This window comes from Thermocatellispora tengchongensis (assembly GCF_014202315.1).
Lineage (GTDB): Bacteria > Actinomycetota > Actinomycetes > Streptosporangiales > Streptosporangiaceae > Thermocatellispora > Thermocatellispora tengchongensis.
Genome location: NZ_JACHGN010000012.1, coordinates 221,673 through 238,849, shown reverse-complemented (window position 1 = coordinate 238,849; position 17,177 = coordinate 221,673). Strand labels below are relative to the sequence as shown.

Genomic DNA, 17,177 nt, shown 5'->3' with positions numbered 1-17,177 from the left:
GCTGAGCCGGGCGGGTGATCGGGGCCGGGTGGGTGGCCGATGGCCGGGGCGGGTGGGGGATCTGCGCCGGGCGGGTGAACGGCCGGGGGCGGGCCTGGTGAATAACCAACGGAAGGCGTGGGCGCGGTCACCGTACACTGTGTGCATGCGCGCTCCCGACTGACGGCTCCACATCCTCCGCCCCGTCCTTCCACCTCCGGCTCGGGAGTGTTCCTCCACCATGATCATTGCCACCGACATCGAACTGCGCGCGGGCGCGCGGCTGCTTCTTGAGAAGGCCACCTTCCGCGTCAACCCCGGCGACAAGATCGGCCTCGTGGGCCGTAACGGCGCGGGCAAGACCACGCTGACCAGGGTGCTCGCCGGTGAGGGCGTGCCCGCGGCCGGCACCGTCACCACGACCGGGAGCGTGGGCTACCTGCCGCAGGACCCGCGCACCGGCGACCTGAGCGTGCTCGCGCGCGACCGCATCCTGTCCGCCCGGGGGCTGGACGAGGTGCTGCGCGAGCTGCGGGCCGCCGAGAAGGCGATGGCCAGCGCCGACGACCGCACCCGCGACCGGGCCGTGCGCGCGTACGGGCGGCTGGAGGACCGGCTGCACGTGCTGGGGGGCTACGCGGCCGAGGCCGAGGCCGCCTCGATCGCCTCCAGCCTCGGCCTGCCCGACCGGGTCATCTCCCAGCCGTTGGAAACGCTCTCCGGTGGGCAGAGGCGGCGGGTGGAACTCGCCAGAATCCTGTTCAGCGGAGCTGAGACTCTCCTGCTCGACGAGCCGACAAACCACCTCGACGCCGATTCAATCGGGTGGCTTCGTGATTTTTTGCGCTCCCATCAGGGCGGTTTGATCATCATCAGTCACGATGTCGGCCTACTTGAAGCGACGGTAAACAAGGTCCTGCACCTCGACGCCAATCGTTGTGTGATCGATACGTACAACGTCGGCTGGACCGCCTATCTCGCGCAGCGCGAGACCGATGAGCGGCGCCGCAAGCGCGAGCGCGCCAACGCCGAGAAGCAGGCGTCCGCATTGCTGTCGCAGGCCGACCGGATGCGCGCCAAGGCCACCAAGGCCAAGGCCGCGCAGGACATGGAGCGGCGGGCCAAGCGGCTGCTGGCCGGGGTGACCGAGGAGCGCAGGAGCGACAAGGTCGCCAAGCTGCGCTTCCCGCAGCCGGCGCCGTGCGGGCGCACCCCGCTGTCGGCGGTGGGGCTGTCGAAGTCCTACGGCTCGCTGGAGGTCTTCACCGACGTCGATGTCGCGGTCGATCGGGGCAGCAGGGTCGTGATCCTCGGCCTCAACGGCGCGGGCAAGACCACGCTGCTGCGCCTGCTCGGCGGCCTGGAGCGGCCCGACACCGGGGAGGTGCGCCCCGGCCACGGCCTCAAGCTGGGCTACTACGCCCAGGAACACGAGACGCTCGACCCGGAGCGTACGGTGCTGGAGAACATGCGCTCGGCCGGTCCCGACGTCCCCGACGTCGATCTGCGCAAGGTTCTCGGGTCCTTCCTGTTCAGCGGTGACGATGTCGACAAGCCGGCCGGGGTGCTGTCGGGAGGTGAGAAGACCCGGCTGGCGCTGGCCACGCTCGTGCTGTCCAGTGCCAACGTCCTCCTCCTCGACGAGCCCACCAACAACCTCGATCCGGCCAGCCGCGATCAGGTACTTTCGGCACTTAGGTCCTATTCTGGGGCGATCGTCCTTGTGACGCATGATGAGGGCGCCGTGGAGGCACTTCAACCGGATAGGGTGATCTTGCTACCGGACGGAGTTGAAGACGCGTGGAGCGAGGAATTTTCCGATCTTGTGGCACTTGCCTGATCTTAATTTGAGCGGGTACGGATCTTTTCCCGTGGAGTAGGTAGCCGATCCGGCTGAAATGACTGATCATGGCGTGAGTAACGCTGCGGAAGTCTGGCACTACAGGAGGTACTCGTGGCCGAGACTCTGAAGAAGGGCACCCGGGTAACCGGGGCCGACCGTGAAAAACTGGCCGCCGATCTCAAGAAGCGCTACGCCGCGGGTGAGAGCATCCGCGCGCTGGCCGCTTCCACCGGCCGGTCGTACGGGTTCATCCACCGCATCCTCAGCGAGTCCGGTGTGACTCTTCGGGGACGCGGCGGGGCCACCCGGGGCAAGTCCAAGCGCTAGCGCCGCCTCGGAAACGCGCGACCGCAGCCGCTCGTCCCGACGGTCGGTACCGTCGCGCCCGGGTCGAACAGAACCATATTCTGTAGAGTGACCAAGGACTCGGGCGTGACGGATCAGCAGACGGGAGCGGGCGATGGCGGACGCGGCGGTTGGGGGGAGCGTGGAGACGATCGACGCGGCCGAGCTCGCGGAGATCGGACTGCGCTTCGAGGTGGACGGCGAGATCGCGACGATAACACTGGACCGGCCTGACAAGCGGAACGCGCAGACGTTCGCGACCTGGCGGGCACTCGCCAGGATCGGGGAGAACCTGCCCGGTCAGGTGCGCATCGTCGTGGTCGAAGGTGAGGGGCCGTCCTTCTCGGCGGGGATCGACCTGCGAATGTTCACCCCGGAGGGGGTTCCGGGGCAGGGCTCGTTCGCATCGAACCTCTCGCGCGACGACGAATCCATGGAACAGGCGGTGGCCACGGCCCAGCAGGGCTTCCTGTGGCTGCGGCGGCCGGACATCGTGTCCATCGCCGCGGTGCAGGGCCACGCGATCGGCGCGGGGTTCCAGCTCGCACTCGCGTGCGACCTGAGGGTCCTGGCCGACGACGCCAAGTTCTGCATGAAGGAACCCGCGCTCGGCCTGGTGCCCGATCTCACCGGTACCAAGCCGCTGGTCGACCTGGTCGGCCTGCCGCGGGCGATCGAGATGTGCCTCACGGCACGCACGGTGGAGGCGAAGGAGGCGCTCGAACTCCGGCTGGGCGAGCTTGTGGTTCCACGGGGAGAGCTCAGGCAAGCCGTGCGCGATCTGGCAGCCGCGCTGCTGAGCACGGATCGGGGAGCGGCGACGGCGACCAAGCGCCTGCTTCAGGGAGCGCAGGGGCGCTCGCTGGAGGAGCAGGCCGCGGCCGAACGCCGCGAGCAGGTGCAGCGCATGAAGGCCCTCTTCGCCAGAGGGTGACAGGGGGTGAGCCGGGCGGGCATCCACCGCGCCGACGCCGCGAGACGGCTCGGAAACGGCTCGGGACCGCTCGGGGGCGGTCCGATCCGGGAATCGGGGGTGTACGGGCGGCGCCGAGCCGCCGCAGGACTTCGGGGAACTCAATGACGCATGCCCGGCGACCGCCCGCGATGATGGTGTTCGCCGGAAGCTGATCGGGGAATCGCGGACCCCCTCCACGCCGCTTCGACAAGCGAGGAGCGCGGGAGGGGCGTCCGCCCCGTGCCCGGCGCGACATCGCGACATCCTCCAGCCGGGAAGGACGGGCGGAATCCCGAGATGACCATGATGGGCGGAGGCTACGGGCCTCAGGTGATGCGCTCGCTGCGGCGCGACGAGTCCGTGACCAAGGAGCGCGTCGCCCCCGGAACGGTCCGCCGCATCGGCTCCTACGCCCGCCCCCACGCCCGCCAGATCAGCGCCTTCCTGCTGCTGGTGGTCCTCAACGCGGTCATCGTCATCGCCAACCCGCTGCTGATGAAGGCGATCATCGACGACGGCATCATCCCCAGGCGCTCGGGCGTCGTCGTCGGCCTGGCCCTGGCCATCGCCGGGCTGGCGGTCTTCGACGCGCTGCTCGGCCTGGCCCAGCGCTGGTTCTCCGCCCGCATCGGCGAGGGCCTGATCTACAACCTGCGCACCGAGGTCTTCGACCACGTGCAGCGCATGCCCGTCGCCTTCTTCATGCGCGCCCAGACCGGCGCCCTGGTCTCCCGGCTGAACACCGACGTCATCGGCGCCCAGCGCGCCCTGACCACCACCCTGTCCTCGGTGGTGTCCAACGTGATCAGCCTGGTCCTGGTGGGCGGCGCGATGCTGGTGCTGTCCTGGCAGATCACGCTGATCGCGCTGGTGCTGCTGCCGGTGTTCCTGTTCCCGGCCCGCTGGGTGGGCCGCCGCATGTCCAAGCTGACCCGCGAGCAGATGCAACTCGACGCCGAGATGAGCTCGGTCATGACCGAGCGGTTCAACGTCGCCGGCGCGATGGTCGCCAAGCTCTACGGCCGCCCCGACGACGAGGCCGTCACCTTCGCCACCCGGGCGGGCCGGGTCCGCGACGTCGGTGTCACCGTCGCCATGTACGGCACCGTCTTCCGCATCGCCCTCGGCCTGGTCGCCGCCCTGGCCACGGCCCTGGTCTACGGCGTCGGCGGCGTGCTGTCGGTCAACGGCGCCTTCGAGCTGGGCACCCTGGTGGCCCTGTCGGCCCTGCTGATGCGCCTGTACGGCCCCCTCACCAGCCTGTCCAACGTGCACGTGGACGTCATGACCGCCCTGGTCAGCTTCGACCGCGTATTCGAGGTGCTGGACCTCAAGCCCATGGTCGCCGAGCGCCCCGGCGCCACCCCCGTGCCCGGCGGCCCGGCGACCGTCGAGTTCGACGACGTACACTTCCGCTACCCCGCGGCGGCCGAGGTCTCCCTGGCCAGCCTCGAATCCGTGGCCCGTCCCGACAGCGGCCAGTCGCAGGACGTCCTGACCGGGGTCACCTTCACCGCCCGCCCCGGCGAACTGGTCGCCCTGGTCGGCCACAGCGGCGCGGGCAAGACCACGATCACCTCCCTGGTCTCCCGCCTGTACGACGTCACCGAGGGCGCCGTCCGGATCAACGGCCAGGACGTCCGCGACGCCACCCTGGACAGCCTGCGCGACACCGTCGGCGTGGTCACCCAGGACGCCCACCTCTTCCACGACACCATCGGCGCCAACCTCCGCTACGCCCGCCCCTCCGCCACCGACGAGGAGATCTGGGAGGCCCTGCGCGCCGCCCAGATCGCCGAACTGGTCGAATCGCTGCCCGACGGCCTCGACACCGTGGTCGGCGACCGCGGCTACCGCCTGTCCGGCGGCGAGAAGCAGCGCCTGGCCCTGGCCCGGCTCCTCCTCAAGGCCCCCCGCGTGGTCGTCCTGGACGAGGCCACCGCCCACCTCGACTCCGAGTCCGAGGCCGCCGTCCAGCGGGCCCTGAAGACCGCCCTGGCGGGCCGCACGTCCCTGGTGATCGCCCACCGCCTGAGCACGATCCGCGAGGCGGACCAGATCCTGGTGGTGCAGGACGGCCGGATCGTGGAGCGAGGGCGCCACGAGGACCTGCTGCGCGAGGGCCGCGTGTACGCCGAGCTGTACAAGACCCAGTTCAGCGGGGTCTAGGCCCGGGTGACGGGCCTGTAGTTCAGGCGGGTGAGCTCCTCTCCGGCGACCTTCTCGAACAGGGTCAGGTCCTCCGGGCGCAGGCGGGAGCGCCACCCGCCGACGCGGGAGGCGCCGTTGCCGTACAGGGCGGTCTCCGGCACCTGGGCCTGCAGGTACTCCGAGACGGCGGCCAGGGACTTCTTGGGGGAGGCGATGAGGTCCTCGTAGCGCAGGGTGAGGAGCTGGTCGCGGGGGAGGTCCTGGCGCAGGGCGGCGCTCAGGCGCACGGCGCTGCGCCAGCGCAGGGCGCACTTGCCGGCGGTGGGCATGCGCTGCCAGCGGGGGACGTGCTCGTCCTTGTTCAGGCCGAGGAAGGCGTTGGGGAACTCGGTCTCGTCGCTCAACCGGGCCGGCTTGAACCAGGCCAGGCAGTCCGGGTCGGCCATCATGTCGGCGGCGACGTCGCGGCCGTCGCGGATGAGCTGGACGAAGCGGGCGTCGGGGAACGCGCGCCGGAGCACGGTCACGCTGTAGATCAGGTCGGGGCTGGCGTCGCCGAACCGGGTGACGGAGGAGGCGTCGGCGCAGGAGCTGTAACCGGTGACGCCGCCCGCCGTACGGCAGGAGTCGCCGCACTCGCGGCACGCGCCGGGGACGATCTGCCAGGACTCGGCCAGCGCGTCGCGCAGCACGCGGGCCGCGCCCCCGCCGCCGTTGCGGTTCATGATCGACGGTCTGCGCGCGAACATGTGGATCACGTCCGAGACGGACTGACGGCCCATCGTGACGTGGAAGCCGGGGGAACGCTTCAGGACGCGGGCGAGCAGGTCCGCGCCGGAGTGCGGGGCGGCGAGCACGAACACCGGCCGGCGGACCTTGATGCCGTTGACCACGAGGATGTGCGTCGGAGGTCGCATATGACTGGACAGTGTGTCACCGTTGGGTCAGTGAGCGGATCATCTACATATATCCCAGCACGGACCGTCGCCTTCACTTCACGGAATTGCGCAATTGAGGGGGATATTTCACGGCGGAAGGCGGCGGCGTGGTAGCGCGCCCCCCGCTGCTGCGTCCCGGCGATCTCGTCGCCGTCGTGGCGCCCTCCGGGCCGGTGGACCCGGAGCGGCTGGAGGCCGGGGTGCGGATGCTGGAGGGGATGGGGCTGCGGGTCACCACCGGCAAGCACGTGCTGGACCGCGCCGGATTCCTCGCCGGCGCCGACGCCGACCGGGCGGCCGACCTGCGGCGGGCCTGGTGCGACCCGGAGGTGCGGGCGGTCGTGTGCGCCCGGGGCGGGTACGGCGCGACGCGGCTGCTCGGCCTGCTCGACTGGGAGGCGATGGCCCGCGCCGAGCCGAAGATCCTGCTCGGCTCCAGCGACATCACCGCGCTGCACCAGGCCTTCGCCGTACGCCTCGGGGTGGCGACCTGCTTCGGGCCGATGCCGGCGAGCGTGCTGCTCACCGGCGACGGCGGGCCCGAACCCCGCTCGCACGAGCACCTCGCCGCCGCCCTGTTCCGGGACCGCCCCCTCACCGTGCGGGGTGACACGGTACTGGCCCCGGGGCGCGTAGTGGCGCCGATCACGGGGGGTAACCTCACGTTGCTCGCCGCGCTGTGCGGCACGCCGCACGCGCCTCGCACCGGGGGGAGGATCGTGCTGATCGAGGACGTCAACGAGGCGCCCTACCGCGTCGATCGGATGCTGACCCAGCTCGTCCAGGCGGGGGCCCTCGACGGGGCCGCCGGGATCGCGCTCGGCTCGTGGGTGGGGTGCCATGAGGTCCTGCCGGTGCTCGCCGAGCGCCTGCTGCCGCTCGGCGTGCCCGTGCTGGCCGGGCTTCCGGTGGGCCACGGCAGCCCGCAGTTGTCCGTGTGGCTTGGGGGACTTGGTGTTATTGATACAGAATCGTGCTCGCTGACCAGTCTGTTCTGCGATGAGGGACCGGCAATGTAGGTCGTGGCCCGGAGAAACCCGGCAGAGGGGACGGTCGTGTGAGGTTCTTCCGGCGTACGCGGCGGCGTATCCGTGACCGGCAGGTCGAGGTGTCCGGGCGTCCGGTGGACGACGTGGATCTCGACTCCCTGCTCGCTCTCGTGGCCGACTCCCTCGGCTACGAGAGCACCTTCGCCGCCGACGGCGCGACGCTGCTGCTCAGCGGCCCGCGCGAGTTCTCCGTACGGCTGACCGGGCTGCGCCGCGAGGCCGCGCGCAGGACCCGCGAGGACTGGCCGATGCTGGTCTCCGAACACCTCGCCCACGCGGTCGCGGTGGTGGACGAGCCGCTCGACGCCTGCGACCTGGGCCAGGTGCGCCCGCTGCTGCGGGTCCGCGTCTTCCTGGCCGACGAGATCGAGGGCGCCCGCGTGGTCGGCCGCCACCTCAGCTCCGACCTGGTCGAGGTGCTCACCGTCGGCTACGGCGGCGCGGTGCGGCCGGTGCGTCCGGAGGAGGCCGGCTGCTGGCCGATCCCGGCCGCGCAGGCGCTGGACCTGGCGCTGCGCAACGCCCGTGACGACGAGCGGCTGTCGGTGTCGCGGCGCGACCTCGGCGGGGTGGCCGCCTGGCAACTCGACGGGCCCACCGCCGGCGCCACCGCCCACCTGCGGCATCTGGACGACTACCTGCCCGTGCCCGACGACGGCGTGCTGGTCGCGGTGCCCGCGCCGGGCACGCTGCTGGTGCACCCGGTCGAGGGCATCGGCGTGGTGCGCGCCATCGAGCGGATGCGCCTGCACGCCCAGCGCGAGGTGGACGGCCGCGAGGACGGGCTCAGCCCTCAGGTGTACTGGTGGCGCGACGGTCGGCTGACCCTGATCCGGGCCGACGTGATCGCCCAGGACGGGCAGGTGCGGCTGGTGGTGGCCCCGCCGCCGGAGTTCGCCCGGCTGCTGGCCGCCATCGCCGCCCGCCCGCCCCGCTAGCCGCCGCCGGCCGCCCTCGGCCGGTGGTCAGCCGCCGTCGGCCGGGTCACTCCCCGGAGGGCGCCTCGCGGGTCAGCCCCGGGTGGGTGCCGGTCAGCGCCGGCGACTCGGCGGCCTTGGCGAGCGCGCGGGCGGTGTGGATCAGGGGCACGTGGCTGAACGCCTGCGGGAAGTTGCCCACCAGCCGGCCCGTGTGCGGGTCGTACTCCTCGGCGAGGAGCCCCAGGTCGTTGCGGAGCGCGAGCAGCCGCTCGAACAGCCGCGTCGCCTCCTCCCGGCGGCCGATCATGGCCAGGGCCTCGGCCATCCAGAAGCTGCACGCCAGGAACGCGCCCTCGCCGCCGGGCAGGCCGTCCACCGCGTTGTCCTCGGCCAGCGGATAGCGCAGCACGAACCCCTCGACGGTCAGCTCGCGCTGGATCGCCTCGATCGTGCCGATCACGCGCGGGTCCTCGGGTGGCAGGAAGCCCACCACCGGGATCAGCAGCAGCGCGGCGTCCAGCTCGCGGGAGCCGTAGGACTGGGTGAAGGTGTTGCGCTCGGGGTCGTAGCCCTTGTCGCAGACCTCGGCGTGGATGCGGTCGCGCAGCACCCGCCACCGCTCCACCGGGCCGGTGCGGCCGAACCGCTCGACCTGCCCGATCGCGCGGTCCAGCGCGACCCAGCACATCACCTTGGAGTGGACGAAGTGCCGGCGCGGGCCGCGCACCTCCCACAGGCCCTCGTCGGGGGCGTCCCAGTGGTGCTCCAGGTACTCCAGCAGCTCGCGCTGGATGGCCCAGGCCCGGGTGTCGGGCTCCAGGCCGTAGGACCGCGACAGGTACAGCGAGTTCATCACCTCGCCGTAGACGTCGAGCTGGAGCTGGTCCACCGCGCCGTTGCCGATCCTGACCGGCCGCGAGTCCTCATAGCCCGGCAGCCACTCCAGCTCCATCTCCGGCAGGCGGCGCTCGCCGGCGACGCCGTACATGATCTGCAGGTCCTGGGCGCGGCCGGCGATGGCGCGCAGCAGCCAGCGGCGCCAGTCGCGGGCCTCCTCCAGGTAGCCGGAGCCGATCAGCGCGTCGAGGGTCATGGTGGCGTCGCGCAGCCAGCAGTAGCGGTAGTCCCAGTTGCGCACGCCGCCCAGGTCCTCGGGCAGCGAGGTGGTCGGGGCGGCGACGATGCCGCCGGTCGGGGCGTACGTCAGCGCCTTGAGCGTGATCAGGGAGCGGATCACGGCGTCGCGCCACGGCCCGTCGTAGGTGCAGCGCGAGACCCACTCGCGCCACATGGACTCGGTCTCCACGAGCTGGAGCTCCGGGTCGATCTCCACGGGCATCGGCTCGTGCGAGGGGTGCCAGGTGAACACGAACGGCAGGCGCTCGCCCTCGGAGACCGTGAACGTGGCGCGGTGGGCGTAGTCGCCGCCCTTCAACGGCACCGGCGCGTGCAGCCAGACCGAGTCGGGCCCGCCGATGGCCTGGAGGTGGCCGTCGCTGCGCCGCACCCACGGCACGATGCGGCCGTAGTCGAACCGGACGCGGATCGTGGTGGCCATCTCGACCGTGCCGCGCACGCCCTCGACGATGCGCACCACGTCGGGGTGGGGGTGCCGGGGCGGCATGAAGTCGATCACGCGCACCGTGCCGCCCTCGGTGTCCCACTCGCTCTCCAGCACCAGGGTCTCGTCGCGGTAGCGGCGCCGGGTGGCCATCGGGCGCTCGCCGGGCCCGTTGGGCCCCAGCCACCAGTGGCCGTTGCGCTCGGAGCCGAGCAGCGCGGCGAAGCAGGAGGGCGAGTCGAACCTCGGCAGGCACAGCCAGTCGATCGATCCGTCGCGGGCGACGAGCGCGGCCGACTGCATGTCTCCGATAAGGGCGTAGTCCTCGATCCGCATGCCCCGACGCTAGCGCCCGGCGGCGGCTCGCGCAGCAGGCTGCGGCTCCCCGTCCGGGCCCGCCGGCGCGGGCCGGGCCGGCCCGAGGCGGGTCATGAAGAACTGGGCGAGCGGGCCGATCGCCACCGCGAAGACCAGGGTGCCCGGCCCCACCGTGCCGCCGAGCAGCCAGCCCAGGACGAGCACGCTCGCCTCGATCAGCAGCCTGGCGGCCCCGATGGGCAGGCCGAGCCGGGTGTTCAGGCCGGTCATCAGCCCGTCGCGGGGCCCGGGGCCGAGGCCGGCGCCGATGTATAGGCCGGTGGCCGCGGCGATCGCGACCACGGCCGCGATCAGGAACGCCCAGCGCGCGGCCCAGTGCGCGGGCGTGGGCAGCAGCCACAGCGCGGCGTCGGCGAACAGGCCGAGGAAGACGACGTTGCTGATCGTGCCGACGCCCGGACGCTGGCGCAGGGGGATCCAGCAGAGCATGACGGCCGCGCCCGCCAGGATGATCCAGGTGCCGATGGTCCAGCCGGTGCGCACCGACAGCCCCTGGTGCAGGACGTCCCAGGGATCGACGCCGAGACCGGACTCGACCTGCAGGGCGATGCCGGTGCCGTACAGGGCGAGGCCGGCGTAGAGCCGGACGAGGCGGGCGGGCAGGGAACCGTGCGGGGAGACGGATGATTCACGCATAGTGGCCTCATCGTGCCGGGCCACGTGGCATCAGATAAATGGCCAATTCAGGAAAGTGGCCTTATGGTGGGCGAGTGGACCGATACCTGAGCGGGCCCCAGCTCGCCGCGCTGGTGCGGCTCGACCCCGCCGAGCGGCCCTACTACCGCGCGCTGGCCCGCGCCGTGCGCACCCTGATCCTCGACGGGCGCCTGCCCGTACGCGTCCGCATGCCCGCCGAGCGGCACCTCGCGGACGCGCTGGGCGTCAGCCGCACCACCGTCACCGCCGCCTACGACCGGCTGCGCGAGCAGGGCTACCTCGACAGCAGGCAGGGCGCGGGGAGCTGGACCGCGCTGCCCGACCCGGCGGCACTCGGCGCCGACACCCCGTGGCTGACCGCGGGCGACGACGGCCTGCTGCCGATGGCCACCGCCGCCCCGGCCGCGAGCCCGCTGGTGGCCGAGGCGATGGCCCGCGCGGGCGAGGACGTGCCCCGGCACACCCTCGGCATCGGCTACGAGCCGGTCGGGCTGCGGGAGCTGCGCGAGGCCGTCGCCGCCCGCTACACCGAGCGCGGCGTCCCCACCCGCCCGGAGCAGATCCTCGTCACCACCGGCGCGCAGCACGCGATCCACCTGGTCATGAGCCTGCTGGCCGGGCCCGGCGCGCCGGTGCTGGTGGAGTCGCCGACCTATCCGCACCTGCTGGACACCGCCCGCCGGGTGGGGGCCCGGCTGGTGCCGGTGCCCGTCGGGGCGGAGCGGGCGGCGCCCGGCGAGGACCCCGGCGACGGATGGAGCCCCGACCTGATCGCGAGCGCGTTGCGGCAGTCGGGCGCGCGGCTGGCGTACCTGGTGCCCGACTACCACAACCCGACGGGCCGGCTGATGTCCGCCGCGACCCGGGCCGCGGTCGCCGAGGCGGCCCGGCGGCACGACGCGATGCTCGTGAGCGACGAGTCCTGGGCGGAGCTGGAGCTGGAGCCGGGCGCGCCCGCGCCGCCGCTGGCCGCGTACGACGCCGGGGGGCGGGTGATCAGCATCGGCTCGGCCGCCAAGCTGTGGTGGGGCGGGCTGCGCATCGGCTGGATCAGGACCACGGCCGCGCTCGTGCGCAGGCTGGCGGCACTGCGCGCCGCGGTGGACATCGCCAGCCCGCTGTTCGAGCAGCTCGTCGTGGCCCGGCTGTTCGAGCACGTCGAGCAGGCCCGCGCCCACCGCCGCCGCACCCTGCTGGCCGCGCGCGACACGCTGGCCGCCGCCCTGCGCGCCGAGCTGCCCGGCTGGAGCTTCACCCCGCCCGCGGGCGGGGCCTCGCTGTGGGTGCGCCTGGACGCCCTCGCCGCGACGCCGCTGGCCGAGGCCGCCGCCGCGCACGGCGTACGGCTGGCGCCGGGGCCGTGGTTCGGCGTGGACGGCGCGCTGGAGGGCTACCTGCGCCTGCCGTTCACCCAGCCGCCCCAGGTCCTGGCCGAGGCGGTGCCGCGCATCGCCGCCGCGGCGGCGGCCCTGGCCTCCGGCGCGTACGCCCCGCGCCCCCTGCCCGGCTCGCTGACCCCGGCACTGTGACCGGGCGCGTCATTCCAGTGGCTCATTCCAGTGGCTCATTCCGGTGGCGCCACCCCGCGGGCCAGCGGCGCCCGCAGCCTGAACCGCATGGCCGCGATGCGCAGGCAGAAGGCGAGCACGGCCGAGGCGAGCACCGCGGGCCAGCCGTGCAGGTCCAGCTCCGACAGCGTGGCCATGGCCGCCGCGCCCAGCAGGGCGGGCACGGCGTAGAGCTGCCGGTCGTACAGCAGGCGGGGGATCTCCCCGGCCAGGATGTCGCGCAGGATGCCGCCGCCGACGGCGGTGGTCACGCCCAGCAGCGTGGCGTGCAGCGGGCTCAGCCCGGCGGTCATCGCCTTCTCCGCGCCGACCGCGCTGAACAGCCCCAGCCCGGCCGCGTCGAACACCAGCACCGCGGGCATCAGCCGCTCCACATGGGGGTGCCAGAAGAACGCGATGGCGGTCGCGGCGAGCGGCACGAGCACGTACCCGAGGCTCTCGAACGCGGCCGGCCGCACGTTGAGGATCAGGTCGCGCAGGATGCCGCCGCCCAGCGCGGTCATCTCGGCGAGCACGGCCATGCCCACGACGTCCAGCCTCTTGCGCACCGCCAGCAGCGCGCCGGAGAGGGCGAAGACGAAGATCCCCGCCAGATCGAGCAGCTCGTTCACCGACGGATCATCCCATATCGGGGCATATCACTCAGTCCCGCTTCTTGTCCTCACCGGGGTCTTGTCGGCCCCGTGGGCGTTGTGATGCGATGCAGATCACATCGCGCTGGATAAGTGAACACTTTCCCCTGGAGGCGTGTCATGGCCGACACCGGGATCCTCGGCGTGCGAGCCGAGATCGAGGCGGAGATCGCCGGTCTCACGGTCTGCGAGCAGTTGCGCCGCACGGCCGAGGACCACCCCGACGCCCCGGCGTACTCCGATCCCGCCGAAGGGGGAGGGTGGTCCACCCTGACCTACGGCCAGGCGCGGGGGCGCGTGCTGGAGATCGCCGCCGCGTTCGCCGCGATCGGCGTCGAGCCCGGCGACGCGGTCGCGCTGATGATGGTCAACCGCAGCGAGCACGTCCTGGCCGACCTCGGCGCCGTGCACGCCGGGGCCACCCCCTGCTCGGTCTACTCCACCTTCGCGCCCGAGCAGATCGCCTTCGTGGTCTCCGACGTGGGCGCCCGGGTCGCCGTCCTCGGCGGCCCGGACGACCTGGCCCGCTGGGAGCCGGTGCTCGACCGGCTGACCCGGGTGGAGAAGATCGTCCTGCTGGAGGGCGCGCCCGACGGCGACCGCTTCATGTCCTGGGAGGACTTCCTCGCCCTCGGCCGGGCCAGACTGGAGGAGGACCCCGCGGCGGTGGACGCCCGCTGGCAGGCCGTCGCCCCCGGCGACACCCTCACCGTGCTCTACACCTCCGGCACCACCGGGAACCCCAAGGGCGTCCCGCTCACCCACGCCAACGTGATCTACGAGGTCGCCGCCACCGACCGCATGACCTCCCTGCCCATGAAGGGCACCCAGATCTCCTACCTCACCTACGCCCACATCGCCGAGCGGGTGCTCAGCCTCTACCTGCCGCTGTTCAAGGTGGCCCACGTCCACTTCTGCACCGACCTCGCCCAGCTCGCCGCCACCCTCGGCCAGGTCAAGCCGGTGCTGTTCTTCGGCGTGCCCCGCGTGTGGGAGAAGATGATGGCCCGGCTGCAGGCCCTGCTCGCCACCCAGCCCGAGGAGCAGCAGCGCGCCGTGCGCGAGGCCATGGCCGCCGGCCTGGCCTACATCGAGTCCTGCCAGCACGGCCGCACCCCCACCCCGGAGGTGCGCGAGGCGTACGAGGCGGCCGACGCCTCGCTGCTCGCGCTGATCCGCTCCATGGTCGGCTTCGACAACGCCAAGTGGGTGGCCACCGCGGCGGCGCCCATGCCGGCCGAGGTGCAGCGCTTCTTCGCCGGCCTGGGGCTGAAGGTGCTGGACGTCTACGGCATGACCGAGACGACCGGCGCATTCACCGCCAACAGCGTGGACGACTACAAGCTCGGCACCGTCGGCAGGCCCGAGCCCGGCGTCGAGGTGCGCATCGCCGAGGACGGCGAGATCCTCACCCGCAGCCCGCTCAACTGCCGCGGCTACCTCGGCAGGCCCGAGGAGACCGCCGCCCTGATCGACGAGGACGGCTGGCTGCACACCGGCGACGTCGGCACCATGGACGAGGACGGCTTCCTGAGCATCGTGGACCGCAAGAAGGAGCTGATCATCACCGCCGGCGGGGAGAACATCTCGCCCGCCAACATCGAAAGCCACCTCAAGGAGCACCCCCTGATCGGCCAGGCGCTGGCGTACGGCGACGGGCGCCCGCACCCGGTGGCCATCCTCACCCTGGACGCCGAGGTCGCCCCCGGCTGGGCCGAGGCCCGCGGCATCCCCTTCAGCACCCTGGCCGAACTGGCCGAGCACCCCGAGGTGCTCAAGGAGGTCGCCGCCGCGGTCGAGTCCGCCAACCAGAAGCTCGCTCGGGTGCAGCAGGTCAAGCGCTGGCGCCTGCTCCCGGTCGAGTGGACCCCCGAGACCGAGGAGCTGACCCCGAGCCTGAAGCTCAAGCGCCGGGTCATCCACGCCAAGTACTCCGACATCATCGACTCCATGTACGGCGCCTGAGGGGAGCGGTGTTCCGGGGGGCCCGGTGTCCGAGGGGCGAGTGGTCGGGCTGTAGCCGGTGGACCTGCCGATGGCCACCACGTTGTCGCCCGGGACTGGCCACCGAGCCCAGCCGCTGCGCGGCCACGCCGGTGTCTGAGGGGCGCGGTGTCTGAGGGGCGCGGTGTTTGAGGGGCGCGGTGTTTGAGGGGCGCGGTGTCTGAAGGGCGCGGTGTCTGAAGGGCGCGGTGTCTGAGGAGCGTGGCGCCGTGAGGGCGGCGGCCCGTGAAGGGCGCGCGTGGGAGCACGGCGCCTGACATCGGGCCCGCCGCACCATCTGATGGCCCGCCCGTCGCCGTCTGGCCCGCGCCCGTCTGGCCCGCGCCCGTCTGGCCCGCGCCCGTCTGGCCCGCGCCCGTCTGGCCCGCGCCCGTGGGGTCCGCTCCCCGCGGGGTCCGCTCTCCGTCGGGTCCGCTCTCCGTCGGGTCCGCTCTCCGTCGGGTCCGCTCTCCGTCGGGTCCGCTCTCCGTCGGGTTCGCTCCTCGCCGGGTCCGCCCGTCCTCGCCCGTCCTCGTCCCGGCGAGGGCGGGTTTTGCCTTGCGGGGTGTGTGTCGGGGCCACGGGCATTACCTGGCGGTTCCTACCGTCTTGATCATGAGCAGGAGGATTCTTCTCACATCGCTGGCGGCGAGTGCGCTCGTCGCGCCGATACTCGTCCAGGCCCCGCCCGCGGCCGCGGAGGGCCTTGAGATCAGGTCCATCAGCCTGCGGCCGATGTCCCCGACCGTCGGGCCCAAGGGGTCGGTGCGGATGGTGATCGAGGTCGTGGCCCGCGGCGCCAGCGGCCGGGACGGGGTGACGATCAAGGTCGAGCCCAGCAGGCACGGCGGGGCCCAGGCCCAGCGGCCCCACGCGCAGCCGACGCCGCCCCTGTCGTCCCCGCCGCCTCCGATCCCCGCCCCGGACCCCGCCCAGCCCGCGCAACCCGCCAATCCCGCACAGCCCGCCCAGCCCGTGCAGCCCGACTCCGCCCAGCAGGTCCCCGCCCAGCCAGAGCCGTCCGCCCCCGTCGTCCAGCCCCAGCCTCAGCCCCTGCCGCAGCAGGCCGGGCCGCCGAAGCAGTCCAAGCAGCCGAAGCAGGGCGAGAAACCCAAGCAGGCCGAGCAGTCCAAGCAGGCCGAGCAGCCCAAGCACCCCAAGTCGCCCAAGCCCGCCCAGCAGGACCTCCAGCAGGACCTCTCGCAGGACCCCGAGGCGGTCCAGCCCGCGCAGCCGCAGGTCCCCGCCCAGCCTGCCCAGCCCGCCCAGTCGGCGCCGCCGGTCACTGGGCAGTACCAGTGGCCCCTGCCTCAGGCGCCCCTGCCTCAGCCGTCCCCGGGGAGCCAGGTTCCGCAGCCCGCCCAGCAGGTTCTCCCCGTCCCGCAGGAGCCGGGGTCGTGGCTGCAGATCCCGCCGTACGTCGTGCAGCTTGAGCCTCAGGCGCCGATTCCGCCGCTCACCGCTCAGCACGCCCAGATCAGGCCGGCGGGCTCGTCGGTGCAGGCCGTCGAGGGCCGTCCGGCGATCCAGGGCCGTCCCGCCGCCCGGCCCAGGTCGGGGGCCGGGCTGGACGAGCGGGCCCGTGCCGAGGGGCGTGCCGCGGCGCCGGCGTACCAGCTCCAGGTACGGCCGTCGGAGCTGGGCGAGGAGTGGCAGACCTGGCGCTTCCTGCCCACCAGGGGGCTGGACCGCTGGTACCCCGCGGGACGCTGGACCGTCACCGCCGTGGCGCGGAACGCCGACGGCCAGACCGTGACCAGCGTGATGGTGTTCTGGCTGAAGCGGGAGACCATGTTCAGCGGGCTGAAGGTCGAGCGCGTCCGCGACGGCGACCGGGTCACGGTGCGGGTGAGCGGGCTGCTGAACCGGGTGGACCCCAAGGGCTATATCGACTACGCGCCGTTCCCCGGCCAGCCGGTCGAGATCCTGCACCGCCACCCGGACGGCGTGCAGTGGACCAGGCTCGCCTCGGCGACGACCGACAGGTACGGCCGGTTCGAACGCAGGTTCACCGGCTCGTCGCAGGGCGAGTGGCGGGTGCAGTACCGCGGCAGCGAGGCGTACGCCCCCGAGGTCAGCGCACCCCGCCAGGCCGGCTGACCAGCGGGTATCGGCATCGTGATCAAACCGTAACGGGCTTTACCGGAACTTTTCCCGCGCTTGACCGGTCGCATGACCGTAGGCGCGCGCTCCGTACCGGGAGCGCGGACGACAGCAC

13 protein-coding genes are annotated in these 17,177 nt (G+C 72.7%); 9 read left to right on the top strand and 4 right to left on the bottom strand.

Annotated features, from left to right (window positions below):
* Positions 1-220 precede the first annotated feature (220 nt).
* The 4 genes from HNP84_RS27540 to HNP84_RS27525 all read left to right on the top strand — a co-directional run bounded on the left by HNP84_RS27540 (position 221) and on the right by HNP84_RS27525 (position 5,291).
* A complete protein-coding gene (locus HNP84_RS27540; RefSeq protein ID WP_185052820.1) occupies positions 221-1,819 on the top strand; it encodes an ABC-F family ATP-binding cassette domain-containing protein in 1,599 nt (532 codons plus the stop codon).
* Between the two features lie 114 nt (positions 1,820-1,933).
* On the top strand, positions 1,934-2,149 hold the full coding sequence (locus HNP84_RS27535) for a helix-turn-helix domain-containing protein (protein WP_093173121.1): 216 nt from the start codon (positions 1,934-1,936) through the stop codon (positions 2,147-2,149).
* 133 nt (positions 2,150-2,282) lie between these two features.
* The gene (locus tag HNP84_RS27530; RefSeq protein ID WP_185052819.1) at positions 2,283-3,101 is read left to right on the top strand and encodes an enoyl-CoA hydratase/isomerase family protein; all 819 of its coding nucleotides are present in this window, start codon (positions 2,283-2,285) and stop codon (positions 3,099-3,101) included.
* Between the two features lie 318 nt (positions 3,102-3,419).
* On the top strand, positions 3,420-5,291 hold the full coding sequence (locus HNP84_RS27525) for an ABC transporter ATP-binding protein (protein WP_185052818.1): 1,872 nt from the start codon (positions 3,420-3,422) through the stop codon (positions 5,289-5,291).
* Here the strand turns inward: HNP84_RS27525 and HNP84_RS27520 are convergent.
* A complete protein-coding gene (locus tag HNP84_RS27520) occupies positions 5,288-6,190 on the bottom strand; it encodes a sulfotransferase family protein (protein WP_185052817.1) in 903 nt (300 codons plus the stop codon). The two genes, HNP84_RS27525 and HNP84_RS27520, sit on opposite strands and share 4 nt — an antisense overlap.
* Positions 6,191-6,318: 128 nt before the next feature.
* On the opposite strand from HNP84_RS27520, the gene HNP84_RS27515 reads away from it, so the two are divergent.
* Together HNP84_RS27515 and HNP84_RS27510 are read left to right on the top strand one after the other, a co-directional pair.
* Positions 6,319-7,230, top strand: a complete 912-nt coding sequence (locus HNP84_RS27515; protein ID WP_185052816.1) for a S66 peptidase family protein — start codon at positions 6,319-6,321, stop codon at positions 7,228-7,230.
* A gap of 38 nt (positions 7,231-7,268) precedes the next feature.
* Entirely contained in the window at positions 7,269-8,198 is a 930-nt protein-coding gene (locus HNP84_RS27510; RefSeq protein WP_185052815.1) for a hypothetical protein, read from the top strand.
* 46 nt (positions 8,199-8,244) lie between these two features.
* Here HNP84_RS27510 and HNP84_RS27505 read toward each other — a convergent pair whose 3' ends face one another.
* A complete protein-coding gene (locus HNP84_RS27505; protein ID WP_185052814.1) occupies positions 8,245-10,077 on the bottom strand; it encodes a glycoside hydrolase family 15 protein in 1,833 nt (610 codons plus the stop codon).
* 9 nt (positions 10,078-10,086) lie between these two features.
* The gene (gene yczE / locus HNP84_RS27500) at positions 10,087-10,755 is read right to left on the bottom strand and encodes a membrane protein YczE (RefSeq protein ID WP_185052813.1); all 669 of its coding nucleotides are present in this window, start codon (positions 10,753-10,755) and stop codon (positions 10,087-10,089) included.
* A 74-nt stretch (positions 10,756-10,829) separates the two neighbouring features.
* On the opposite strand from yczE, the gene yczR reads away from it, so the two are divergent.
* Positions 10,830-12,305 carry a MocR-like transcription factor YczR gene (yczR, locus tag HNP84_RS27495; protein ID WP_312925803.1) on the top strand — a complete coding sequence of 492 codons (1,476 nt, stop codon included), beginning with the start codon at positions 10,830-10,832 and terminating at the stop codon, positions 12,303-12,305.
* A 35-nt stretch (positions 12,306-12,340) separates the two neighbouring features.
* Here the strand turns inward: yczR and HNP84_RS27490 are convergent, their stop codons facing one another.
* Positions 12,341-12,955 carry a trimeric intracellular cation channel family protein gene (locus HNP84_RS27490; protein WP_185052811.1) on the bottom strand — a complete coding sequence of 205 codons (615 nt, stop codon included), beginning with the start codon at positions 12,953-12,955 and terminating at the stop codon, positions 12,341-12,343.
* A gap of 141 nt (positions 12,956-13,096) precedes the next feature.
* On the opposite strand from HNP84_RS27490, the gene HNP84_RS27485 reads away from it, so the two are divergent.
* Both HNP84_RS27485 and HNP84_RS27480 read left to right on the top strand, forming a co-directional pair.
* Positions 13,097-14,941, top strand: coding sequence for an AMP-dependent synthetase/ligase (locus HNP84_RS27485; RefSeq protein WP_185052810.1), 1,845 nt, complete (start codon positions 13,097-13,099; stop codon positions 14,939-14,941).
* A gap of 633 nt (positions 14,942-15,574) precedes the next feature.
* A complete protein-coding gene (locus HNP84_RS27480; RefSeq protein WP_185052809.1) occupies positions 15,575-17,059 on the top strand; it encodes a hypothetical protein in 1,485 nt (494 codons plus the stop codon).
* Positions 17,060-17,177 lie beyond the last annotated feature (118 nt).